Genomic DNA, 23,741 nt, shown 5'->3' with positions numbered 1-23,741 from the left:
AAAGAGAAGCAGGTAAATCAAAGCAGCTGACACGCCTCGTCAAAGGACAACCGAGGTGAGCGTGCATACAGCTTATGAATATCGCCATAACCGATATTCACTAAAAAATTGGATTTCCAGCCTTTTTCCGCCAGAAAAGTGTCATCAACCACCGCATTGTTAAAACCGGACATTGGGCCGGTATCCAGCCCCAGTGCGCGGCAAGCCATAATCAGATAGGCCGCTTGTAAGCTACTGTTACGAAAAGCGGTTTCTGTTGCCAGCTCGGGGCTGGAAGTAAACCACGCACGGGCGTCGCCATGAGGGAACAGTTTGGGTAGCGCATCATAAAAGGCGGGGTCATAGGCAATGATGGCAGTGACTGGCGCTTGCAAGGTTTTATCCAGATTCCCGCTGGAGAGTGCCGGTTTGAGCCGCGCTTTAGCCTCTGGCGAGCGGATAAACACAAAGCGCGCAGGGCAACAGTTAGCTGACGTCGGCCCCATACGGGCCAGTTCGTAAGCTTGGGCGAGCAGCGCATCATCGACCGGCTTATCCAGCCAGCCATTGTGGGTGCGGGCTTCGGTAAATAGGGTGGCCAGCGCCTCAGGGGGTAATATTTGTGTCATGCCTGCTCCGTCAAATTATTGGGGTATCGTATTCAATGGGTCTGTGTTTGATTCGCTGGTGTCACCGTCCATCAGCAAGTAACTGAGCACGATGCCGTTAAACTGCTCACTGTTAGTGACACTCATCCCATGGCCGCCGTAGCTCATTTGCGCCCACTCGCCATAGGGCATTAACTCGGCCAAGGCTTGTGAACAGGGGTAAGGCACAAGTAGATCGTCGGTGGCACACAGGGCCAGCGTCGGGGTGCTGATTTGGGCTAGTTCTGCGCTAAAGTCGCTATTCATCAGGGCATTAAGGCGGCGCAACAGATTCTCCATCCCTTGAAAATGAGCGATTTGATGCGCCTCTTCCTGTTCGAGCAGCGATGCATGACGCGATAGCCAATCTGCCGGATAGAGAAACAGCGGTTGAGCGCGCACATAAGCCGTAACGCCGCTGTTGAGTAGCAAATCCTGACGAACGTTGAAGCAACGGCGTGTCTGGCTATCGAGTACTGGCCAGCTGTTGACCGCCACTAGCCTTTCGATGCACTGAGGCTGGGTGAGTGCCAGTTGCAGACCTATCATTCCCCCCAATGCGTGGCCGACAAAATGGCAGCGCTCAATATGTTGGCTAGCGAATAGTTCCGCCAGTTCCGCCGCCATATCAGCCAGCGAATAGCCGGAGGGAATGACGCCGGGACTGCGCCCCGTGCCATATTGGTCGTAAGTCACCACGCGGAAATGTTCACCTAAGGCGGCTAACTGGGGTTGCCAGAAACTGCCACTGCCACCTAATCCCGCAGAGAGAACCACGGTTTTTGCGGATGGCGAATGCTGACCGGTTATCTCGCAATACATTGTCACGCCTCCGTTATTAACTGCTTTTCAACCTGTTATTTCGGTTAACGCGGCAGATGTGCCACTGACGCGATCTCAATCAGCGCATCGGGCTTCACTAAACCGCATTGAATACAGAAACGTGCCGGTTTATCGCCGGGGAAGTATTCGGCGTAAACCTGATTAATAGCGGCGTAATGCTGCCAATCGGTCAGGAAAATCGAGTTAAAGGTGACGTCATCCAGTGTCCCGCCAGCAGTCTCAATCACACTTTTAATGGTCTCTAGCACATGGCGAGTCTGTGCGGCGGCATCACCGACGTGCACCACATTATTCTGCTTATCAAACGCCAATGTGCCGGAGACGTACACCACGCCATCAGCTAAAGTGCCGGGTGAAAATGGGGCAAGAGGGGTGCCACTGCCCGACGGGGTAATTATGGTTTTAGGCATCGTTTTCTCCAACTCACAGTGTGAGGGCTGACATCTGAATGCATTTATCATGCCGACGGCATTTATTCAGCCAACGGTTTTATTAAGCCGACTGTATTTATTAAGCCGAATGTATTTATTAAGCCGACTGTATCAGGCGGGCGGAAGGCAAAACGCAGGCGCAGAATGTATCCACGTCGGACACCCAACCAAAGAAGGTTTCGATGTTATACAGGGCTGCTTTTTGGGCAAAATCCGGCCCTGCTTGATGGGTTGCGTCCTCCAGCACCACTCCGAAATATTCAAAAAAGAAGCCGTCGCGCAGGGTTGATTCCACGCACACATTGGTGGCAATGCCGGTAAAAATCAGATGATGAATACCTTTGGCGCGCAACATACTGTCGAGTTGGGTATTAAAGAAACCGCTATAGCGTGGCTTGGCGATCACGATATCGCCCGCTTGTGGTTGCAGTTCATCAACCAATTGATAGTCCCAATGGCCTTTCGCCAGCAGCTTGCCCATTAATTCAGGCTGTTTGCGCATGGTTTTCAGGGCATTGGATTTATGCCAATTGGGCGAACCCTCCCCGCCAGCCTCCACATAGTCAGCGTCCCAGCCATTTTGGAAAAAGATCACCTGAATGCCCGCGGCCCGCGCGGCCACAATCGCACGCTTGATGTTGCTGATCACCGGGGCGGTTGCCGAGACATCAAATCCGGCTAAATCGAGATATCCCCCCGGCGAGGCATAGGCGTTCTGCATATCAACCACAATCAGCGCGCTGGCGGAGGCGGGGAAGGCGATCGGCTCGGGTCGGGCATTGAGAATCACTTCATCAGCACTCACTCCAGGGCCTCGACGAACCGGAGTTTTACCATCAATAGCCGCATTTTCGGTGCTGGCTTGCAGGGGCATAGATTGGGGACGTTCAACGATTTTCATCATGCTACCTCTCTGGCGATGGGCATTTCTGTGTTGCCAATATCGGCGCGACTGGTCATCAAAGGTTGGATATGTTGACCGAAGTTCTCGATGCCGGACAGGAAATCGTCGAATGTCAGCAGAATGCCCTCGGTGCCGGGCACGGTGGCGATCTCATCCATCATCTTCGCCACATTAGCGTAAGAACCGACCAGCGTCCCCATATTGATATTGACGGCAGAAGTGGGGTCGGCCATTTGGCGCACATTGGTATCCGCGCCGGATTGGGTATCTTTGCCACTTTGCTCGGTTAACCAAGCCAGCGCTTCGGTGTCGGCACCGGCTTTGTAGCTATCCCACTTAGCGCGGGCCAACTCGTCGGTTTCGTCAGCGATAATCATAAACAACACATAGCTGCTAACATCGCGGCCGGCATGTTCTGCGGCTGTTTGCAGGCGGGCGGCGGTTGGAGCAAAAGCCGTCGGGGTATTCACACCCTTGCCGAAACAGAAATTGTAATCGGCATATTTCGCGGAGAAGGCCATGCCTGCGTCACTTTGCGCCGCACAGATGAGTTTGATCGGGGTTTGCGGCTGCGGGCTGACACGGCAATCCTCCATCTGGAAGAACTCGCCTTTAAAATCAGATTGTCCCGTACCCCAGAGATCTTGGAGTACCTCAACATATTCAGAGAGATAGTCATAGCGGCGGCTGAAGTAATCATCGCCAGGCCACAATCCCATTTGCTCATATTCTGGTTTTTGCCACCCGGTCACCACATTGAGGCCAAAACGGCCATTGGAGATGGAGTCGATAGTTGAGGCCATCCGCGCCACGATGGCGGGCGGCAGGGTGAGGGTGGCAGCAGTGGCATAAATCTTAATGCGCGAGGTTACCGCCGCCAGTCCAGCCATCAAGGTGAAGGATTCCAGATTGTGATCCCAGAATTCGGTTTTACCACCGAATCCACGTAGCTTTATCATCGATAAAGCAAAATCGAACTGGTAGTGTTCGGCTTTCTGCACGATAGCTTTGTTCAACTCAAAGCTCGGCAGGTACTGCGGTGCATTGCTGGAGATTAACCAACCGTTGTTGCCGATGGGAATGAATACGCCAATTTTCATTTGAGCACCTCTGCGTTATGAGTCGGAATATCTGTAGGCCTGTGTCACTACCTAAGCAAAGCCAATGCCAGTTTTTATAAAATAAATAAAATCAATATGTTGATTACTTGCGGTAAATAAAATGTTGAGCAAATGGTCAAAAATGGACTGTTTGGTAAAATATTTGTGCACAAAAAACAGGCGTGCATGCTCAACTGCGGTGCAAGAGATCACTCGAAAGGGGTATTTCTGGGCGAAGAAAAGATGCTATAGGTAGGGTTGATAGCCTTTGCTATTATCAGTTTCATCAATGCTTATTAAGGGGTTATCAGTGAAGCCAGTGAGAATCGACGCAGTGGCCACGGCGCAATCTAAGGCGGTCAGTGAGTTAGTCCAGCCGAAACCTTCTCGCCGTAGCAAGGCGGGGGCGGCAAAACGGCAAGCCATAATGCACGCGGCGCTTGATCTGTTTTCACGCTATGGCATTCATGGTACTAGCCTCGATCAGGTCGCTGAGCGTGCTGATCTCTCTAAAACGAATTTGCTCTATTACTTCCCATCGAAAGAAGCGCTCTATATTGCGGTGCTAAAAGATATTTTGGCGATCTGGCTGGCCCCGCTGAAAGCCTTGCAGGTCGATCAGCAGCCAATTGAGGCGATTTGCCACTATATCGCGCTGAAATTGGCGGTATCTCGTGACTATCCGCAAGCATCACGGCTGTTTTGTCTGGAGATGATTCAGGGTGCGCCGCTGTTAAAGCAGGAGCTGGCGGGGGATTTAAAAACGCTATTTGATGAGAAGGTATTAATCATCCGCAGTTGGATGGATAAACGTTTGATGGCAAAGGTCGATCCGCAGCATTTCATCTTTATGCTCTGGGCGACCACTCAGCATTACGCCGATTTTAGTGTGCAGATCGAAGCTATTAGCGGCAAAAACCTCAGTGATGAGCTGTTCTTTCAACAAACAGTGGAAAGCGTGCAACAGTTAGTGATTCGCGGCATTGCGCTGACTGATGGGGAGAGTACTGACTGAGGAAAATAGCTGAAAAGGGCAGGGGAAAGTGGCGTCAGAGAAGCCCTGACGCCAGATAACTTAGCGATTATTACTGTCGAACAAGTGAGTTTTACGTCTCTTCAAGATGAGGTAGCCGATGGTCAAAATCACAAACCACAGCGGTGTGACTATCAGTGCCTGGCGAGTATCACTTTCCAAGGTTAACAGCACCAAGACGAAAGCGAAGAAGGCCATGCAGACCCAGGACATGAAAATACCGGCTGGCATTTTGTAGATCGACTTTTTATGTAGCGCTGGACGTCTTTTGCGATAGACCAGATAGGAGCAAAGGATAATGGTCCAAACGAACATAAACAGAATCGCTGAAACCGTGGTGACCAGCGTGAATACGGTCATGACATTCGGGATCAGATAGATCAACACCACACCGCCCAGCAGGCAAATGCAAGAGAATGTCAGGCCAGAAGCCGGAACGGAGCGGCGTGACAACTTACCAAATTGCTTGGGTGCATCGCCCTCTTTTGCCAAGCCGAACAACATACGGCTGGTGGAGAACACACCGCTGTTGGCTGAGGATGCTGCCGAGGTCAAGACCACAAAGTTGATCACACTCGCGGCGGCGGGTAACCCGACCAACACGAATAGTTCAACAAACGGGCTTTTATCCGCCACCACGGAGCTCCATGGGGTTACCGACATAATCATAATCAATGAGAAAACATAAAACATAATGATGCGGATAGGAATGGAGTTGATGGCGCGAGGCAATACCACTTCTGGATCTTTGGTTTCAGCGGCAGTGGTCCCGACTAACTCAATCCCCACAAAGGCAAAAACAGCAATCTGGAATCCAGCAAAGAAGCCGCTGATACCTTTCGGGAACATCCCACCATCATTCCATAAATGGGTAAATGACGCGGTAGTGCCTGAAGGAGACTGATAGCTCATCAACACCATGGTCAGCCCGGCAAAAATCAGTGCTACGATGGCCACGATCTTAATCATGGCGAACCAGAACTCCATCTCACCGAACATCTTTACCGTCGCTAAATTCAGTGATAGCAGCAGTAAAACCACTAACAATGAGGCGACCCACTGGGAGAATCCAGGGAACCAGAATTGTGCATAAGCGGTAATGGCAACCACATCGGCGATGCCGGTGATGACCCAACAAAACCAGTAAGTCCAGCCAGTGAAAAACCCGGCCCAAGGGCCAAGCAGGTCAGCGGCAAAATCACTGAATGACTTATATTTCAGATTCGATAGCAGCAGTTCGCCCATTGCTCGCATCACGAAAAACAGCATAAAACCGATAATCATATAAACGAAAATGATCGACGGCCCGGCAAGGCTGATGGTTTTACCCGATCCCATAAACAACCCAGTGCCTATGGCACCGCCAATAGCAATCAGTTGGATATGGCGGTTGGAGAGATTCCTTTGGAGGTGCTCTTCAGGTTCCGGCAAAGGCTCTGCCACTATCTTGGATTGGTCTACCATCTTTCCCATTCCCTCTTCCTGTATTTGTGAAGTTGTTGAGCTCTATGTTGGCTCTTTGTCTTAACCTGTCTGTCTGTCTGTCTGTCTGTCTGTCTGATTTTTCTATATTTACATCATGATTTGTGAATTATTTAATATTCTCGCAACAATAATTACACAATACGCCTCGTTTTCCAGTGTTTATATTTCATACACTGAATTTTGTTAAGTTCATCACAGCGCGTGGAATTACAACATGAACTTACATAACTAACAATAATCGTAAGTATCAGATGAATAATTAATCTGCAATGGCGGAAATAACGCAGCATAAAGAGAAAAATCCGATGAAGTGTTTGACAGGTAAGGCTAACAGGAGAATAATTATCGCCGTTGGGTCGTTAGCTCAGTTGGTAGAGCAGTTGACTCTTAATCAATTGGTCGGCGGTTCGAACCCGCCACGACCCACCAACAGAATCAATCACTTAGTATTAGCCTCTAATTTCAAATCTATTCTATGGGACATATTTGGGACACAATCATTAAATATTTCGTCTATTTATCTGGCATGTTCATTTAAATAATTTGGTGAAAGATGCGCATATCTTTTAACCATTTCAATTGATTCCCATCCACCCATTTCTTGTAATGAAGAAATAGGAACTCCGGATTGAACTAACCAACTTGCCCATGTATGTCTTAAATCATGAAATCGGAAATCTTCTATTCCGGCTCTTTTTAAGCCAGGATTCGAAGCTTTATTTCCGTCAACCCTCATTTTCCTTTAGATCTACTACTTTCCAATTTGTACACTTTTTTTACAACCGTAAGATTTATATGTAATATTCTAAATATGATTTTTGGTTTATAAGAAGTTAATTTTATATTTCACATACCTTATACAAGGTGTATTTCTGGTTATATTGTAGGTGTATTAATTGCTATCGGACTTGGTGAAATTTTTTAATCATAAAAAAAGAAGCCGAGAAATTAGCAAGTAGATGAATAATCAAAGAATGAAGGCCCGCTTCGGAGGGCCTTCATTATGATGGTTTGCTATTGAAAAGCGAAATGAATGAGCCCCGCAACCATCAACAGAAACACAGTATATTGTAAGTAGTATGCAGACATTGTTCTCATATTTACCCCCTTGTCGTCATTAGTCTTAACTAAGCAATATCTGCGCCATATCTAATCTATTGAAAAATAGTGTTTTTTAATTTTCATTAATAAAGTAATGCCCTTAATAGGGGCAGGGGCACCATTTAGGAGCGCATTGACGGGATAATCTTGAGGGAAGTGAATCTGGGGAGTTAACCTCCCCGATCGTTAATGCTTAATTCAGAAATATAGACTAAAGGCGAAACTGACTTTTATTCGGGTTTTTTAGCGGATAGCAAGAATAACATTGGGCGCTCTTTCTCTTCATCCAACGCAGGGTTGTCGGCAATTTGTTGTGCTGTTGGCCCCCACTCTTCTAAATGTGTGATAATAAACCCTTGTTTGACCAAAAGATTAATATAAGTACCTAATGTGCGATGTTGTTTGATGACGCTGTCAGCTAACCAGTTTGTGACCCGATCTCCTTCAGCCTGATAGCTATTGACTGGCCATGATTTTTGCCCGTTATCAGCAATTAACCAACCCGGCTGTTTAGGTGCAGTATAAATAGGATGTTCTGCGGAAAAAACGAAACTGCCGCCAGGCAGTAATGCGTTATAAACTGTAGCCAATAGGCTGGGTAGCGCTTTTATGTAGTGTAATGCCAGTGAACTATAAGCTAAATGGTACATCTGTTGTGGCAGATGCAAATTTTCCAAATCTTCCTGACGATAAATAATATTTTCGTCAGTCGTCAATTCTCTAGCGCGATTTAACATCCTTTCAGAGAGATCTAGCCCTACAATATCTGTGGCACCTTGTGAGTATACATAGCGGCAAAACCAACCATAACCACAGCCGAGATCCACAACTTTACGCCCAGACAGTGGTGGTAGGATTTTGCGGATTGCTGGCCACTCGGCTGCACCATCCAAACCATCGACTGAGCGGCTAAGCTTGGCATAGGCTGAAAAAAAAGCCTGATCATCATAAATATTTTGAGTCATCTATTTACCTCGTTAAATGGACCTATTATTGCCCAATAAAAAGTACTGGTAGTCTAGCATTAACATGAGGAGATTAAATAGACGGGCGAGAGTGTTGAATATTATTACTTCCGCATCATTTGATAGTGGAGATTAGTTGACTGAGCCTCGATAGTTAATATCTGATAGTTCCAACTAATTAACGCGAATGCGAATGAGATTAATATTATCGCAATTATGTTATTTGTCGGAAAGTGGGCTAAACTTTCTACAGTACGATTGGCGAGTTATTGTTAATCGTTCTGATTTTTCCAAAGACTGATAGAGCATGCATGTACTGCTAGTGCAGTTGGTCATTATCATAGATTGAGATGCTTTATCCCTGACTAGATGCTTCTCTTGAAGGAGATAGCGATGACTCCCGTACAAATACTGATTATTCTGGTGCTAACACTTTTTGCATTGTACCGTCAGTCGGTCAGTCACGAGGTGTCGTTAGGTCCCGCTCGTTTTAAGTGGGCCTGGATTTACGGGATGGTCGGTCTGGTAGTGGGTGGCACATATATGCCAGCTACTACGACCTCCTGGTTAGTCTTAGGTAGTGGTGTTTTATTTAGTATTATTATCGGTGTGTTGCAAGGCCGTCTTATCGAGATCTGGCGTGAACCTGATGGACGTATTTTTTGCAAAGGGACACCACTGACTATCACCTTATTTCTGCTACTTGTTGGGTCTAAATGGATTATTGGCACATTACAATACCTTTATGATCAGCCAACTGAAAAAGGTGGTTTTGGTGAAATCCTGATTATGATCGCAGTGATGGCGGCATTTCAGGTTGAAATCGTCAGGCGTCGTATTCGGGTTTTATATCCGGATAATCCGGTTGACTCACTACCTGAAGGGCGATAATAAAATGTTATCTCAGCTAACAGTCCAGGATAGACTGTTAGCTGATGCAAGAAAGCCGTTGGTGTTTAAAGCGATTGATATCAATCGACAATAAAAAGTTTAGCTCCTGAGACTGTTGATGAGCGGTGTGCTTCCGCGTGATCCGCAACCTGATAACTCATGCCCGCCTTTAATATGAAAAACCGACCATCATCAAGTTCAGTACTTAATTCACCGTCAAGGCACAGCAAAATGTGGCCTTTGGAACACCAATGGTCTGCCACGTATCCCGCACTGTATTCCACCATACGTGCTCTTATACTACCAAAGTGTTGCGTTCTCCAATAGGCAACACCTTGCTCTCCTTTATGTTCGGTTTTATCTATTGTTGACCAATCAGTGATGCCAAATGGGATGTCCACTATATTCATTTAAGCCTCATTATTAATATAAATGCACTCATTCCACATTAACGCAATATCAAAAAGAATTCACAGTCTATTACCTTATTGCCAGCCCAACTTTTATAAAGTAGGCCATACTATGAGGTAGAAGGTAAAACGGAGCTGTCAACCCTATGAAAAATCCCACGATTTTCCAGTTTTTCCATTGGTACTACCCCGACGGCGGAAAGCTATGGCAGGAAGTCTCTGAACGAGCGGAGCATATAAATCATCTTGGGATTAATTTTGTTTGGCTTCCTCCTGCCTATAAAGGTGCCTCAGGAGGCTATTCTGTTGGTTATGACACCTATGACTTATTTGATCTGGGAGAATTTGATCAGAAGGGAACGCAGGCGACAAAATATGGTGATAAAGAAGGGCTGTTGAATGCAATTAATCGATTGAACGAGATGGATATAAAAGTGCTTTTTGATGTGGTGCTCAATCACAAAATGGGTGCTGACGAAAAAGAACCAGTGAGCGTTCGCAAAGTTAATCCTGAAAATCGGACGGAAATTGATGATGATATTATCGACACTCAGGCGTATACCCGTTTTACATTTCCTGGCCGCGATCAAACTTATTCATCTTTTATCTGGGATAAGCAGTGTTTTACCGGGGTTGATTATATTGAAGAGCCATCAGAAGAAGGCATTTTTAAAATCATAAATGATTATAGTGATGAAGGTTGGAATACCGAGGTCGATGATGAATTAGGTAATTTTGATTATCTGATGGGGGCGGATATTGAATTTCGTAATCCTGCGGTGATGGGCGAGCTAAAGTATTGGGGAGAATGGCTACTTGAGACGCTGCCAATTGGTGGTTTTCGCTTGGATGCAGTAAAACATATTCCCGCCTGGTTTTTTAAAGAGTGGATAGAACATGTGCGAAATAAAGCGGGGCGAGATCTGCTGATTATTGCAGAATATTGGTCGCCTGATATCGAAAAGCTACAGCAATATTTGGCCCGGGTAGAGGGTAATGCGATGCTGTTTGATGTCGCTTTACATCACAAATTTCACGACGCTTCTAAACAAGGCGAAGACTTTGATTTGACGCAAATATTCAATGGCTCGTTAATCGCAGTTGATCCAATGCATACCATAACCTTGGTTGCAAATCATGATACACAGCCACTCCAATCACTGGAGGCTCCGGTTGAACCTTGGTTTAAGCCTTTAGCCTATGCGTTGATTTTAATCCGTGAACAAGGCATTCCCTGTATTTTCTATCCTGATCTTTTCGGTGCCAATTATGAGGACAACGGTGATGATGGTGGTACCTATCAGATAGAAATGCCGATTGTTGCCGAATTAGAAAAGTTAATTCAAGCTAGGCAACGTTTCGCCCATGGTGCACAGACCGATTATTTTGATGATAAGAACTGTATTGCTTTTGTTCGTGGAGGCACGGAGGAAGATCCCGGTTGTGTGGTCATTCTTTCTAATGGTGCTGAAAATGAAAAAACAATCGCACTTGGTGCGGACTTTCCGAATAAAGAGTTTGCCGATTATTTAGGTAATCATCCAGCGATTATCACTACTGATGATGCAGGAGACGCTGTATTCCCAGTGAATGGCGGGAGTGTCAGTCTGTGGGTACTGAAAGATATTTTGTCATAACTAATACGGATTGTGCTGATATCAGCGTTAAGAGCTAAGTCCTATCATTCGTTGGACTTAGCTCTTATTCATTATATTCCTAGCTTACAGCGGAGCCATTAATCTGAAAGAAGCGGATAACCTGACGTAATTCAGCACCTTGCTCAGTTAATGATTGCGCCGCGGCTGCGGCCTGCTCAACCAATGCCGCATTCTGTTGCGTCACTTGGTCCATTTTTTCTACCGCTATACCGATTTCTTGAATACCAATATGTTGCTCTTGTGACGCAGTGGATATTTCGCCGACAATATGCGCAACTTTACCCACTGAATCAACAATCTCGCCCATTGCTTGACTGGCATGGTCAGCACGTTCTGAACCGGCATTAATTTTTTCAACTGTACCGACAATGAGTAACTTAATTTCTTTCGCCGCATTTGCACTTTTTTGGGCTAATGTTCGCACTTCACTTGCAACAACGGCGAACCCCTTACCTTCAGTGCCAGCTCTGGCTGCTTCAACGGCAGCATTTAATGCTAATATATTGGTTTGGAAAGCAATCCCCTCAATCACAGCAATAATATCGACAATTTTCTTCGAGCTGTTTGATATTTCCTGCATGCGAAGCAGCATTTCATCAACAATAATTCCACCTTCGGTTGCTGTGGCTGCGGTATTGACAGCCAATTCGCTTGCTTGCCGCGCATTATCGGCATTTTGCCGGACGGTTTGGGTTAATTCCTGCATATTAGCTGAGGTTTGGATAAGTGAAGATGCTTGTTCTTCCGTGCGTTGTGATAAATCAGTATTGCCTTGTGCAATTTGATTTGATGCAACAGAAATTGACTCGCTACCGTGCATGATCTCATTAATCGTGCTTTTCAGCTGCTGGTTCATCGTGTTCAAGGACGCCAGTAAGCTATTTTTATCACCAGGACGAAGCTTTATTTCAGTTGATAAATTGCCAGCTGCGATATGCTCCATAATAGCTACCGCGTAAGCGGGTTCTCCGCCTAATAAACGGGATAAATTGCGAGCAATCATGATAGCAAGCAGCGCTGAAATGAGAACCGCGAACAATAATAAAGCGAGTAGTAAGTTTTTAGCAGTATTAAAGCTTTGCTGACCTTCGGTTGCCGCTTGTTCTCCTCCCTGAACTTCTAGCACGACTAATTCAGCTAAGTCTTTCATTAACTGTGTACGGTATTTTCTGGAGGTATCGCCGCTTATCTTACTAGCTTCATCTAATTGGTTATTATTAACTGCATCTATAACAATACTGTTTGCCTGAGAGAAATTGTCAAAGTCTGACATTATTCTCTTAAATAGCGCGGAATCATTGTAGCCTTCAGGTAACTTTAAAAATCGATTTTGTGCTGCGCGGAAATTATCAACGGCCTGTAAAATCTCCAACCGGTGGCCTTCGCGTTCTTTTTCTGTCGATGAGGCGATGTATTGCACCTGTTGTAGCCGTAACTCAGCTAAAACACCACGCATTTCCAATGCATAGCGGACACCTGGTAACCAGCTGTCTCGATAGGCCTCCAGTCTTACGTTATTACTGCTTAACTGAGCTAGTGCTACTGCGCCAAGTAACAACATCATTACAATAACAACAGAGAACCCGGAGAGCAATTTTGTCAAAATAGAGAGTTCGGAGAACTTTTTCATGGTCATTACGTTTATTAAAAATAGGTGTAATGTATAACGGCCAATGCAATGAATTCTTGATGTAATAAAACTACTTAATTTGGTTTTTTGGTATTTTATTTTTTGTGCGTAAGTTGTTATTTTTTGTTTTTTTATAGTTTGTGATTAGGTGATTAAACTGGTTTTTTGGTTTTTGCTAAATATTATGTTCTGTTCTTATGTTCGATTGACTCCAATGTTCTGTAGGGCAATTAACGAATGACTAACCTGATGCTGATTTTTATGATGTATTTATACTAAAATTTCTTATCGTGTCTGAATTTTCACGACTTCCTTATTGGCTCAATTTAGTGGTTTTTAAGGAGTGTGCTAAGCTCGAACGACTAAAACTTTAGGTGGTCAATCATGGTCTTTGTCATTCTTTGGTTTGCTATTGCAGCGCTGAGTGAGTATTTGGTGTGGGGATATCCTCTATTAGCGGTGTCGTTAGCGCTGCTTTTTGTGTTACTTGGCGGGTATTGGATCTACAGAATCAGGAAAATTCAGGTAAGCGATGAGTCTTCAGATGAACTCAGGTCAAAGTCTATCAGTAACCTGAATCTTATTTTCTCAGTAGTAATGTTAGCTATTCATGCGCTTATTTTGTTGTTATTACGTTGATTTAACGGACTTTGTGGCATAGTTAGTCACTAACTGTGCCATTGACCCCAGGTAGATATGAGTATCCAGGCGACAATTACCCAGCATAGAACCGCTGCTGCCAAAGCTTGCGATAAGCGTAAGTGTCCGATGAAAAAATAGAGTGATATCAGGTAAACAAAGTAAGGAATAATGGCCCACAAACCGAATATAATTGTTGTACGCAATGCTTCGATACTGCGCTCTTTACCGACAATGTAGTGTGCGATGAGGGCGAAAGTAGGAAACAAGGGAATTAAACCAGCAATATAGTAATTACGTGTTTTCGATAATACCCCAATCAATACCACCACGCTGGCACCTATTAGTGCCTTAAGCAATAATCCCATCACACTCTCGAAAGATAAAAAAGAAGCTGCCGATTGAATAAAGTTAATGAAGTTTAGCAATAGGCAGCAGGGTAAATTGGCTTATTACATGTTGTATATGGCTGCTATTGACGATAGCCGTTCTTAATCTGAGCAACTGTATTGGTGAAAACTTCAGCTTGAGCAGCGTCTTCGATACCGGCAATGGAGCGTTCGATATTTAAGATTACTTTCCCCGCATCGGCTTGGCCGATTGCTTTTAGCAGTAGAGTCAATGTTGCTTTCAAGCAAGCAACTTCATTTGCTAAAGTTTCTGGATCAGCAGAAGTGGTAAAGTCTGGATTACTCATTTTTTTTCCTGAAGTGATGGCTTGCCAGTGAACAAGGTGATTTGGAGAGCCCAGTATCGCAGTGAACATTCGCAGCATTATTAAACAGTTGATGCATTATACCATAAACTGATAGTTCGCTTTGATAACAAGTGCGCAATCTTTTATTGGTAGCCCAATTTCTGACCAAGGTTATGCTGACGAAAGAGACTATCTGTCGATGTTTCTTATCATACCTACGCTTTATCTTAATTAAGTTAGTTATGTTCATAAAAACCATGTCATTTTCGAATAGGGAATTTGTGTCAAGAATCACACGCTTTGAAAATGAATAAGAGATAAACAAGAAATAAACAAAACTAAGAATAATTCCTATGTATGAAAATCAGTACGGTTTTACTTGATCTTTACTAGTATCAACATGTTGTGTTTTGACATAAATTAACTCACTTAATGTTCATAATTATTTCTCGTATGAATAGCTGATTTGCGCCAAGAAAAATCTTAAAAAAACTTTTCTTTTTTATCAGCCTGTTAATTGATATGTCAGTAAATTTATGTACATAGTTAAAATGTTGATGGAAATAATATATGTCAAACAATATAGATATGATTTTGCAATTTTTCTGTATTCATTATTGGATCGAAAACAAGTAATATCGTTGTCGTAAACAAAGCGTGATTAGGTTACTCCCTTATTTTTGGAGAATTTTCTTTGATTAGCGTTCTTCTTGTTGATGACCACGAACTGGTGCGCGCAGGGATACGACGCATTCTTGAAGATATCAAGGGTATCAAGGTAGCAGGTGAGATGCAGTGTGGCGAAGATGCGGTAAAATGGTGCCGTAGCCATGTTGTCGATATAGTTTTGATGGATATGAATATGCCCGGTATCGGCGGGTTGGAAGCTACGCGTAAGATTTTGCGTTATTCTCCAGATACTAAAGTTATTATGCTAACCATTCATACGGAAAATCCGCTGCCTGCGAAAGTCATGCAGGCGGGTGCTGGTGGTTATCTAAGTAAAGGCGCAGCGCCTCAGGATGTTGTTACTGCTATCCGTGCCGTTCATTCGGGCCAACGTTATATTGCTTCGGATATTGCACAACAGATGGCGCTGGGTCAGTTGGAACCGCCCACTGAAACGCCTTTTAGCTGTTTGTCAGAGCGTGAGTTACAAATTATGCTAATGATAACTAAAGGCCAAAAGGTGAATGAGATATCGGAACAACTTCACCTGAGTCCTAAAACAGTGAACAGCTATCGTTACCGGATGTTTAGCAAGCTTAATATTAGTGGTGATGTTGAATTGACACATTTGGCTATCCGCCATGGTCTGTTTAACGCGGAGATGTTATCTAATAGTGACTGATTGTTTTGATTCTAAAGAGTTTTTAAAAACTGTCACCAGCCAACCTGGCGTCTACCGTATGTATGATAAGGCGGGAACAGTTATTTATGTCGGCAAAGCAAAAGACCTTAAGAAGCGCCTGACGAGTTATTTTCGTGCCCAAGTCGCGAGTCGTAAAACAGAGACTTTGGTCAAAAATATTGCTCAGATTGACGTGACTGTTACCCATACAGAAACGGAAGCTTTGTTGCTTGAGCATAATTACATCAAACTTTATCAACCTCGTTACAATGTGTTGTTGCGGGATGATAAGTCGTACCCACTTATTTTCTTAAGCGCGGATACGCATCCGCGTCTGGCAATTCATCGTGGAGCAAAGCACGAAAAAGGGGAGTATTTCGGACCATTTCCAAACTCCTATGCTGTTCGCGAAACGTTGGCATTGCTGCAAAAGCTTTTTCCTGTCAGACAGTGTGAAAATAGTGTTTACCGCAATCGCTCACGGCCCTGCCTGCAGTATCAAATCGGTCGTTGTTCTGGGCCCTGTGTTGCGGGACTGGTGAGTGATGAAGAGTATCAGCGTCAGGTTGATTATGTGCGCTTGTTCCTGTCAGGGAAAGATCAACAAGTCTTAACCCAACTGATTTCTCGTATGGAAGAAGCCAGCAAGTCATTGAATTTTGAAGATGCAGCCCGTATTCGAGATCAAATTCAGGCTGTACGGCGAGTTACCGAGCAGCAGTTTGTTTCCGGCGACAGCGAGGATCTCGATGTTATCGGTGTTGCATTCGATGCCGGGTTAGCTTGTGTCCATGTGCTATTTATACGGCAGGGTAAAGTGCTTGGAAGTCGAAGTTACTTCCCGAAAGTACCTGCAGGAACCGAGCTAAGTGAAGTCGTCCAGACATTTGTTGGGCAGTTTTACTTACAAGGAAGTCAGGGGCGTACACTCCCTGGCGAAATCTTGTTGGACTTCATACTTGAAGAAAAAGATCTGTTGGCCTCATCACTTTCTGAGTTGGCTGGAAGGAAAATTCAGATCCAAAGTCGTCCCCGAGGTGATCGAGCACGCTATCTGAAGCTTGCTCGTACAAATGCCTCCACCGCGTTGATTACTCGCTTATCACAGCAATCAACTATTCATCAGCGGATGAAAGAATTAGCCAAGATTTTGAATCTTGATGAGATCAATCGTATGGAGTGTTTTGACATCAGTCATACGATGGGGGAACAAACAGTAGCGTCTTGCGTAGTATTTGATGCGAATGGTCCTGTACGTTCAGAATATAGACGCTACAATATTAGTGGCATCACGCCCGGTGATGATTATGCAGCGATGTCCCAAGTACTTAAGCGTAGGTATGGTAAGGCATTAGATGAGAAAAAAATACCTGACGTTATTTTTATTGATGGAGGGAAAGGCCAGTTGTCTCAGGCTTTTGACGTTTTTGCTTCGCTCAACGTACCCTGGGATAAGCAAAAGCCTTTATTGGTTGGGGTTGCAAAAGGAAGTGATAGGAAAGCGGGGCTGGAAACATTGTTCTTGGCTGCAGAAGGGGAAGGCTTTTCGTTGCCACCTGATTCGCCAGCATTACATTTGATTCAACATATCCGTGATGACTCTCACAACCATGCAATAACCGGGCACCGGCAGCGTCGTTCTAAAGTAAAAAATACCAGTGCGTTAGAAACGATAGAGGGGATCGGCCCTAAAAGACGGCAAATTTTGCTGAAATATATGGGTGGGCTGCAACCTCTATTGAACGCAAGCGTTGAGGAAATTGCAAAAGTGCCGAGTATTTCACAAGCATTGGCAGAAAAAATCTACAATGCATTGAAACACTGAGGCTAATGTTGCACCATACTCATAATGTCCTCACCAGCCAGATAGTTATCGTAGCATTATGCAATTGAATATACCGACTTGGCTTACCCTGTTCCGCGTTGTACTCATCCCATTCTTTGTTTTGGCATTCTATCTGCCATTCGTATGGGCTCCGATGGTTTGTGCCATCATATTTGTGTTTGCAGCAGCAACCGATTGGTTTGATGGCTTTTTAGCCCGCCGTTGGAAGCAAACAACCCGCTTTGGGGCTTTTCTTGACCCTGTAGCGGATAAGGTCATGGTTGCCATCGCGTTGGTGCTGGTTGCTGAGCATTACCACGTCTGGTGGATTACGTTGCCAGCTGCAACCATGATTGCCCGTGAAATTATCATTTCCTCCCTCCGTGAGTGGATGGCTGAACTTGGTAAACGCAGTAGTGTCGCGGTATCATGGATTGGGAAAGTTAAAACAACAGCTCAAATGGGGTCGTTGGTCGGCTTACTTTGGCGTCCAGATCATAACATCGAGCTTGCTAGCTTTGTTCTTCTTTACATTGCTGCGGTACTGACATTCTGGTCAATGTTTCAATATTTAAACGCTGCCTGGAAAGATTTGCTCGAACCTTGATCGAAGCGCCGTAAAAAGCAGCAAACGAACGCATTAGTCAGATAATTTTATTGACTCACTGCGTCAGGTAAGTAGAATGCATCGCATCAGACGGCAGCAACAAAATGTCGAAAGATAGCAAAAAAATCAGTAAGTTCTGATGTTGCGGGAATAGCTCAGTTGGTAGAGCACGACCTTGCCAAGGTCGGGGTCGCGAGTTCGAGTCTCGTTTCCCGCTCCAAATTAATAGGTTGGCTTTAAGCGGACCTAAGCTGTAAAGGCAAAGAAGAATAAGGCGCGTTGGCAGAGTGGCCATGCTACGGATTGCAAATCCGTCTACCTCGGTTCGACTCCGGGACGCGCCTCCAGTTTTCCAGAGCCCGGGTGGTGAAATCGGTAGACACAAGGGATTTAAAATCCCTCGGCTTATGGCTGTGCGGGTTCAAGTCCCGCCCCGGGCACCATGGAAAATATTCTAAGTAAAACAAAGTAGTATGAGTATGTCGTTAGCCGCCGTGAGGCGGTTTTTTTGTGCCTGAGATTTGGCAAGTGGCAGCAAAATGGCAGCACGATGGCAGCATCGGTTTTTGGTGTCATAGAAAATCCCGCAAAAGCGGGATGAGGGTAGGGCAGATAAATTTCTTTTCAGTGGTCAAAACATGACTACCTGACCTTCGGTTTGTGGATGAGGTTGGACCGGGTTTATCTCGCTAGGTTTCGATATTGAACGCATGAAACTTTCCACCGTCACAAAGGTATGGCCGCAATTCACATTAATACATTGGTGATAGCGCTCTTTGGTTTCGGTGGTTACCTGGCTGCTGCTGCGGGTATGGGCTGCTCCGTGGCATAAAGGGCAATTGAACATGATCCGGACTCCGGTATCATCCCGACTAGGGTCGGTGTTAATGATAATTATGCGTGATTATTGATTAAAAATCATCATTCCATATCCAAATCATCTATTTTCACCTCTAGCTCCAGCACGGTAGTAAAACCACTGTCACTCACTGAATGGGTCACAGTCACCAATGTCCAATCAGCTTCATCAATCTGTTTTTTGAATCCGGTCACTTTAACTGGTACTTCGGGATAGAGATCTGCGCGCCCCTTCGCAAGCTGAATAGAAAATTTAGCCGCGCCGCGTTGCAGTCGTTCCCAATTCGATTTAGCCGCTCGCTGTGCATTGTATTTGCTGGCGTAAGTGGTGCGTAAGGTCAGTACATTTTCATCAGTACCGATCAGATATTCACCTTGTTTCTCTTCCGGCTCTTCCGGCTCTTTGGGCTTGGCGGTGCTGGTTGTTTTGCGCTTACGTTTTACCTTAACCACCGGCTTTTCCGTGGTGCGGGTATTCAGCCAGTTTGCCACCACGCCGGTATAAGCGCCCCGGTCAGCCATACTAAATTGATGGCCGTCACCCAAACTGCGAATAAGGGTCATAACCGGAATCGGTTTACCGCTGGCGGTTTTCGCCTGACCTTGTTTGATAAATAACAGATTTCCATTTTTTACCGCGGCAATAGCGCCATATTGTTTTGCCAGTCGGGTAATTAAATTACCGTCTGATTCGTTGGTTTGGTCTATATGGTCAACCGTTAAATCAGACATGGCTTTATTTAAAGTTGGCGTGAGTCTATTGCGCTCGGCAATTATTTTAATGATCCCGCCAATAGTGGTTTTATGGTATGACTGATCACGGCGAACATTCAGTGTTTCACGAAAATCTGCACTGCGGGCGTGAATAGTCAGCTTATCCGGTGCGCCGCTGTGCTCTATTTCATCCACGGTAAATACGCCTTTATCCATTAGCGCCGCCCCTTGCCAGCCCAGTGCAACCGCTATTTTTGCCCCGCGACGTGGCAGTACTAATTGACCGTCTGAATCATCCAGTTCAATATCCAGCTGATCAGCTTCAAAACCGCGATTATCAGTCAAGGTTAACGACATTAACCGCTTTTTAATGCCGCCGCTTTTATCGATGCCATCCACGGTAATAGAATAATCCGGTGCGTTATGACCGTTATTGGACAGGATATCGATCATGATAATAACCCGCTGGCGGTATCAGATATTTGCGCGGCGATATCGTCAAATTGCTGAGATAAATCACCAAACATCTCTTTTAAAGATTCATCGGTACGTTTTAATGTCAGCGTGAATTCAATCTTGCGTGCCGAACCGTCACTGAAAAAGATACTTTTGGTGCGGCTAAGATTCTCAATTACAAACATGCCGTGGATCGCGCCATTCCCTTCAATCAATGACCAAGCCTTACCCGTTTCAGCCATCAGTTGTAGCGCCATCAATGAGACTTTACCGCCGGTCAATTCTGGGTATAACACGCCGGACAGGGTAATTGATTCTTCATCTGGCCCTAAAAATTGGCTGATTGGCCGCAAGCCGATACGGGCATTTGACGGGTGACGCCATGCCATTTGATGTTGAAAATCTTGGTAGGGGACGGTTTGCAGCATAAATATAAACATCCCAAATGCCATCATCATGTTAGTGCTCCTTAATCGTCATGGTCTTGATAACTGCGGTTTGATTTACTTTGTGCCTGGCTGCGGTGGGCGGCTAGCTGGCGGGCTACCTCACGCGCGATATCTTGCGCGTCATGTTGTGGCAGCGGGTAGATATTGATAATGGGTGCACCAGTGCTGACTTGGTTTTGCTGTTGGTTGCCGGATTGGCCGTTATTGTGACTGCGGTACTGCGCCGCCGGTAAACTGTATGGATGCAGCGGTGCGGCGGCGGCCTGATAGCCACTGAATAACATGGAAGCCGCGACCGCCATTGCGGCGGTATTACGGCGGCCGGTAACTTGCGCGGGGCCGTTGATGATTTCAGGGCCATGCTCACCCACTACGCCAAATTTACCCAGCGGGATATAGCCACCACTATCATATTCACCGGTATATTTCGCGGCAATATCAGCGGCGCTGTTGCCCTTTGGGGCGGGCTTCCATGTGATGCCGTAGTTACCTGCGGCGGCCGCTACCGCCGGATTACTCTGCGCCAGTTCGCGGGTTTTCTCGGAGCGCTGTTTTACTTCATCCAGCTTTTCCAACACCCACTTAATGGATGAGATCAGTAATTTGAGCGGCGTCATTGCCAGATTGATACCATCAGCCAAGAACTGACCAAAGGATTTCCCAGCATCGGCGGCGCTGTTTAAATCGGCGGTGGTCGATTGCACTGGTTCCAGTAACTTTTTAAACCAGTTCCACACGTTTTTAACCGCATCACCAATCCAGTCAAACACCGGCCCCAGCGGTTTTAGTGCTTCTTTAATCGGGGCAGCGGCTTGCATAAAGCCCTCTACCACGCCCCCCAAAAATGCTTTAATCGGTTTCCAGTATTTGTAAATCAGTAAACCAGCGCCCACGATGGCCGCCGCAATCAGGCCAATCGGGCTGATTAAAATCCCAAGCAGACTACCCAAGCCGCCAAGGGCAAAACGCAGGAATTTAAGTGGGGACTTAGCCAGCCAGCTAATGCCATTACCCAGCATTTTAAAGCCGCTAATACCGGATTTAACCGGCGATCGCACCACACTAACCAGCCCATTCCCCAGCCCTTTAAGGCTGGTAACAGCCGACTGGCCGCCATTTTTAGACAGGGTGAGCAGTGAGCGACTAAAAGCGCCAATCTGACGTGTGGTTATCGGGGTGGTGCTCGCCAGTTTGGACATACCCAACGACAGGCGCGGCAGTAAGCGAATACCCAATACTGAGGTGGTAAAACGCAGTAGCGCGAACGGCCCCAAAATACCGACCACAGCAATCGCCAGCGCACCAAATGCGGCAGTCGCGATAGCGACAGCGGTACCTACCTGCACAATGCCAAGGCTGATTTTTGGGTGGGCCTTGAGAAACTCAGCCACGCCATGCATAAACTCAGTAATGCTTTTGGCTGTTGACCTAAGCCATGCGTCATTTTTTTCAAATAATTCAACGCTGACGTTCTCCAAAGCGGCATGAATGATGGTCATGTCGCCTTTCAGGTTATCCAACTTAGTGGCAGCTACGCGAGCCGCTTCGCCGTCATACTCGCCGGGCTGCCCGCGCATCTTATCTAGTGAGCCATTACCGGCAGCGTGCATCAACACACCAAAACCGGTAACAGCATATTGTCCGGCGATATCTTTAAAAATAGCGCCGCGCTCAACGTTGCCCATTTTCGCGGTTTTCTCATTGATATCTTTCAGGATATCAACCAAATCGCGCATATTGCCGTTTTTATCAGCAGTTTTAACGCCTAAATCTTTAACGGTACTGGATCCACCAATACGGCTTAAGATACTGCGCATGGTGGTACCGGCCTGACTGCCCTGAATACCGGCGCTACCCAGCATGGCGGTAGACGCCGCAACAGTTTCCAGACTCTGCCCGTATTCGCGCCCAACACCACCGGAATATTTCATAGATTCACCCAACATCGGGATATCGACGTTATTACGGGTAAACAGGGCGGTGAGCACATCAGCCACCCGATCCATTTTCTCCGCTGGAATCCCCATCGCGGTTTGAATATTGGAGGCAATATCTGCGGTGGTACCGAGATCGATATCCCCGGCCGCTGCCAGATTCAACATACCCGGCATGGCCCCGACGACCTGCTTAGGGCTGTAGCCAGTACGGCCAAGGTAATATTGACCCTCGGCGACTTGCAGATCGGTAAATTTAGATGTCAGCGGCAAGGTACGCGCCTGATGGCGCATACCTTGCATTTCAGGCGAGTTTTTATCTTTAATGCGGGTTACCGCCTGAGTGCCGCTCATCATGGCATCAAACTCATAACCGACATGCAAGGCGCTTTCAATCCCGCGGCCCATGGCGCGGCCAGTGGAGAGCGAGGTGTAGCCCAATCCGGCGGCAATGGCTTTGCGCTGATTGCTGCTATCAAAGCGGTTGCGGGCAGCGCTAAGGCGCTGTTGCTGCTGCGCTTGCTGTTCTAATCGCCGCTGCTGTGCGGTCAGCGCGGCGGTGGTGCTGGTGATATTGGCTTTAAGGGATCGCTGTGCCTGACCTAATCGGTTAGTGGCAATACCGCTATTTTGCAATGCGCTACGCTGGGTATGTAGCGCGGTGCGTAAATCATTGTATTTTTGTTTTAGTTTGGCGGCCTCTTCACTGGCGCGTTTAAACTCTTTGGCCTGCTTAGCGGTCGGTGCGGCACTGTATTTTAATTCGGTGGCGAGTTGGCGCGCTTTATCGCGTGCGGCGGCCAGCGCTTGAGCGGCACCATTAACCGCCACTTTATTCTTACGAAAGCCCTCAATCTTGCCGGACTGCGTATCCAGTTGTTTGAGTTGGTCTTTCGTCGCTTTAATCGATGCGGCCAGCGTTTTATTGCTGGCCAACATAGATTTAAATGGCTTGGTAATTTTATCAATGGCGCTTAAAGAAACCTGTAAGCGGAGGTTCTTATCACTCATCGCTGCCCCCGTTACGGATAATGGCTTTATGCCGCCATTCTAAAAGCTCGCCAATAGTCATTGGGTCGGTAGCTGATGGCGGCCAATGGAAAGTGACCGCGATATCCGCCACCAAATCGTCAA

General features: G+C 46.2%; 23 protein-coding genes, 4 tRNA genes and 1 pseudogene. 11 read left to right on the top strand and 17 right to left on the bottom strand.

Features of this window, described 5'->3' with window-relative positions; translation table 11 throughout:
• Nucleotides 1–17 precede the first annotated feature (17 nt).
• From ACZ76_RS00805 to rutA, 5 genes are all read right to left on the bottom strand, one after another.
• Nucleotides 18–608: a malonic semialdehyde reductase gene (locus ACZ76_RS00805; protein WP_048615917.1), complete on the bottom strand. Its 591-nt coding sequence runs from the start codon at nt 606–608 to the stop codon at nt 18–20.
• A gap of 15 nt (nt 609–623) precedes the next feature.
• Complete coding sequence (gene rutD, locus ACZ76_RS00800; RefSeq protein ID WP_048615915.1) at nt 624–1,448, bottom strand: pyrimidine utilization protein D; 825 nt, start codon at nt 1,446–1,448, stop codon at nt 624–626.
• 44 nt (nt 1,449–1,492) lie between these two features.
• Nucleotides 1,493–1,879, bottom strand: coding sequence for a pyrimidine utilization protein C (rutC, locus tag ACZ76_RS00795; protein ID WP_048615913.1), 387 nt, complete (start codon nt 1,877–1,879; stop codon nt 1,493–1,495).
• Nucleotides 1,880–1,997: 118 nt separating this feature from the next.
• Nucleotides 1,998–2,801, bottom strand: a complete 804-nt coding sequence (gene rutB, locus ACZ76_RS00790; protein WP_208758027.1) for a pyrimidine utilization protein B — start codon at nt 2,799–2,801, stop codon at nt 1,998–2,000.
• Nucleotides 2,801–3,904, bottom strand: coding sequence for a pyrimidine utilization protein A (gene rutA / locus ACZ76_RS00785; protein WP_048615911.1), 1,104 nt, complete (start codon nt 3,902–3,904; stop codon nt 2,801–2,803). Before rutA ends, rutB begins: the two co-directional genes overlap by 1 nt.
• 427 nt (nt 3,905–4,331) lie before the next feature.
• Between rutA and rutR the strand changes: the two genes are divergently transcribed.
• Nucleotides 4,332–4,919, top strand: a complete 588-nt coding sequence (rutR, locus tag ACZ76_RS00780; RefSeq protein ID WP_244317188.1) for an HTH-type transcriptional regulator RutR — start codon at nt 4,332–4,334, stop codon at nt 4,917–4,919.
• A gap of 60 nt (nt 4,920–4,979) precedes the next feature.
• On the opposite strand, the gene cycA is transcribed toward rutR, so the two are convergent.
• Entirely contained in the window at nt 4,980–6,401 is a 1,422-nt protein-coding gene (cycA, locus tag ACZ76_RS00775) for a D-serine/D-alanine/glycine transporter (RefSeq protein WP_181949573.1), read from the bottom strand.
• Nucleotides 6,402–6,775: 374 nt separating this feature from the next.
• Here cycA and ACZ76_RS00770 point away from each other — a divergent pair.
• Nucleotides 6,776–6,851: transfer RNA gene (locus ACZ76_RS00770), tRNA-Lys, on the top strand.
• A 91-nt stretch (nt 6,852–6,942) separates the two neighbouring features.
• On the opposite strand, the pseudogene ACZ76_RS18060 reads toward ACZ76_RS00770, so the two are convergent.
• Together ACZ76_RS18060 and ACZ76_RS00765 are read right to left on the bottom strand one after the other, a co-directional pair.
• Nucleotides 6,943–7,164: pseudogene (locus ACZ76_RS18060) on the bottom strand (tyrosine-type recombinase/integrase); the annotation flags it as partial.
• Nucleotides 7,165–7,753: 589 nt separating this feature from the next.
• Nucleotides 7,754–8,488, bottom strand: coding sequence for a class I SAM-dependent methyltransferase (locus ACZ76_RS00765; protein ID WP_048615907.1), 735 nt, complete (start codon nt 8,486–8,488; stop codon nt 7,754–7,756).
• 393 nt (nt 8,489–8,881) lie between these two features.
• Here ACZ76_RS00765 and ACZ76_RS00760 point away from each other — a divergent pair, with 393 nt between their 5' ends.
• Nucleotides 8,882–9,379 (top strand): hypothetical protein, encoded by a 498-nt coding sequence (locus ACZ76_RS00760; protein ID WP_048615904.1) that lies wholly within the window; start codon nt 8,882–8,884, stop codon nt 9,377–9,379.
• A gap of 80 nt (nt 9,380–9,459) precedes the next feature.
• Here ACZ76_RS00760 and ACZ76_RS00755 read toward each other — a convergent pair whose 3' ends face one another.
• Nucleotides 9,460–9,789: a DHCW motif cupin fold protein gene (locus ACZ76_RS00755; RefSeq protein WP_048615902.1), complete on the bottom strand. Its 330-nt coding sequence runs from the start codon at nt 9,787–9,789 to the stop codon at nt 9,460–9,462.
• A gap of 146 nt (nt 9,790–9,935) precedes the next feature.
• Between ACZ76_RS00755 and amyA the strand changes: the two genes are divergently transcribed.
• Nucleotides 9,936–11,426: an alpha-amylase gene (amyA, locus tag ACZ76_RS00750; protein ID WP_048615900.1), complete on the top strand. Its 1,491-nt coding sequence runs from the start codon at nt 9,936–9,938 to the stop codon at nt 11,424–11,426.
• Nucleotides 11,427–11,505: 79 nt separating this feature from the next.
• Here amyA and ACZ76_RS00745 read toward each other — a convergent pair whose 3' ends face one another.
• Entirely contained in the window at nt 11,506–13,077 is a 1,572-nt protein-coding gene (locus ACZ76_RS00745) for a methyl-accepting chemotaxis protein (protein WP_048615898.1), read from the bottom strand.
• A gap of 384 nt (nt 13,078–13,461) precedes the next feature.
• Between ACZ76_RS00745 and ACZ76_RS00740 the strand changes: the two genes are divergently transcribed.
• Nucleotides 13,462–13,716, top strand: a complete 255-nt coding sequence (locus ACZ76_RS00740; RefSeq protein WP_048615896.1) for a hypothetical protein — start codon at nt 13,462–13,464, stop codon at nt 13,714–13,716.
• Between the two features lie 29 nt (nt 13,717–13,745).
• On the opposite strand, the gene ACZ76_RS00735 is transcribed toward ACZ76_RS00740, so the two are convergent.
• Together ACZ76_RS00735 and ACZ76_RS00730 are read right to left on the bottom strand one after the other, a co-directional pair.
• Nucleotides 13,746–14,084 carry a GlpM family protein gene (locus tag ACZ76_RS00735; RefSeq protein WP_048615894.1) on the bottom strand — a complete coding sequence of 113 codons (339 nt, stop codon included), beginning with the start codon at nt 14,082–14,084 and terminating at the stop codon, nt 13,746–13,748.
• Between the two features lie 104 nt (nt 14,085–14,188).
• On the bottom strand, nt 14,189–14,413 hold the full coding sequence (locus tag ACZ76_RS00730) for a DUF2594 family protein (RefSeq protein ID WP_004877540.1): 225 nt from the start codon (nt 14,411–14,413) through the stop codon (nt 14,189–14,191).
• Between the two features lie 694 nt (nt 14,414–15,107).
• Here ACZ76_RS00730 and uvrY point away from each other — a divergent pair.
• The 6 genes from uvrY (at nt 15,108) to ACZ76_RS00700 (ending at nt 18,639) form a co-directional block, all read left to right on the top strand.
• Nucleotides 15,108–15,764 carry a UvrY/SirA/GacA family response regulator transcription factor gene (uvrY, locus tag ACZ76_RS00725; protein WP_048615891.1) on the top strand — a complete coding sequence of 219 codons (657 nt, stop codon included), beginning with the start codon at nt 15,108–15,110 and terminating at the stop codon, nt 15,762–15,764.
• The gene (gene uvrC, locus ACZ76_RS00720) at nt 15,757–17,589 is read left to right on the top strand and encodes an excinuclease ABC subunit UvrC (protein ID WP_048615889.1); all 1,833 of its coding nucleotides are present in this window, start codon (nt 15,757–15,759) and stop codon (nt 17,587–17,589) included. The genes uvrY and uvrC overlap by 8 nt, the downstream gene beginning before the upstream one ends.
• Nucleotides 17,590–17,647: 58 nt before the next feature.
• Complete coding sequence (gene pgsA, locus ACZ76_RS00715; RefSeq protein WP_032815476.1) at nt 17,648–18,196, top strand: CDP-diacylglycerol--glycerol-3-phosphate 3-phosphatidyltransferase; 549 nt, start codon at nt 17,648–17,650, stop codon at nt 18,194–18,196.
• 144 nt (nt 18,197–18,340) lie between these two features.
• A tRNA-Gly gene (locus ACZ76_RS00710) sits at nt 18,341–18,416 on the top strand.
• A gap of 53 nt (nt 18,417–18,469) precedes the next feature.
• A tRNA-Cys gene (locus ACZ76_RS00705) sits at nt 18,470–18,543 on the top strand.
• 10 nt (nt 18,544–18,553) lie between these two features.
• Nucleotides 18,554–18,639 (top strand) — tRNA-Leu (locus ACZ76_RS00700).
• Nucleotides 18,640–18,827: 188 nt separating this feature from the next.
• Here ACZ76_RS00700 and ACZ76_RS00695 read toward each other — a convergent pair.
• The 5 genes from ACZ76_RS00695 to ACZ76_RS00675 all read right to left on the bottom strand — a co-directional run bounded on the left by ACZ76_RS00695 (nt 18,828) and on the right by ACZ76_RS00675 (nt 23,730).
• Complete coding sequence (locus tag ACZ76_RS00695) at nt 18,828–19,043, bottom strand: ogr/Delta-like zinc finger family protein (protein WP_048615886.1); 216 nt, start codon at nt 19,041–19,043, stop codon at nt 18,828–18,830.
• A gap of 74 nt (nt 19,044–19,117) precedes the next feature.
• On the bottom strand, nt 19,118–20,221 hold the full coding sequence (locus ACZ76_RS00690) for a phage late control D family protein (RefSeq protein ID WP_048615884.1): 1,104 nt from the start codon (nt 20,219–20,221) through the stop codon (nt 19,118–19,120).
• The gene (locus ACZ76_RS00685) at nt 20,218–20,682 is read right to left on the bottom strand and encodes a phage tail protein (protein WP_048615882.1); all 465 of its coding nucleotides are present in this window, start codon (nt 20,680–20,682) and stop codon (nt 20,218–20,220) included. Before ACZ76_RS00685 ends, ACZ76_RS00690 begins: the two co-directional genes overlap by 4 nt.
• Before the next feature lie 11 nt (nt 20,683–20,693).
• Complete coding sequence (locus ACZ76_RS00680) at nt 20,694–23,618, bottom strand: phage tail tape measure protein (protein ID WP_048615881.1); 2,925 nt, start codon at nt 23,616–23,618, stop codon at nt 20,694–20,696.
• Nucleotides 23,611–23,730 (bottom strand): GpE family phage tail protein, encoded by a 120-nt coding sequence (locus tag ACZ76_RS00675; protein ID WP_004705491.1) that lies wholly within the window; start codon nt 23,728–23,730, stop codon nt 23,611–23,613. The genes ACZ76_RS00680 and ACZ76_RS00675 overlap by 8 nt, the downstream gene beginning before the upstream one ends.
• Between the last annotated feature and the right edge of the window lie 11 nt (nt 23,731–23,741).

It is taken from the genome of Yersinia aleksiciae (genome assembly GCF_001047675.1).
Taxonomy (GTDB): domain Bacteria; phylum Pseudomonadota; class Gammaproteobacteria; order Enterobacterales; family Enterobacteriaceae; genus Yersinia; species Yersinia aleksiciae.
Note: the sequence above shows the minus strand (reverse complement) of the source record. Positions and strands in the feature narration are given on the sequence as shown.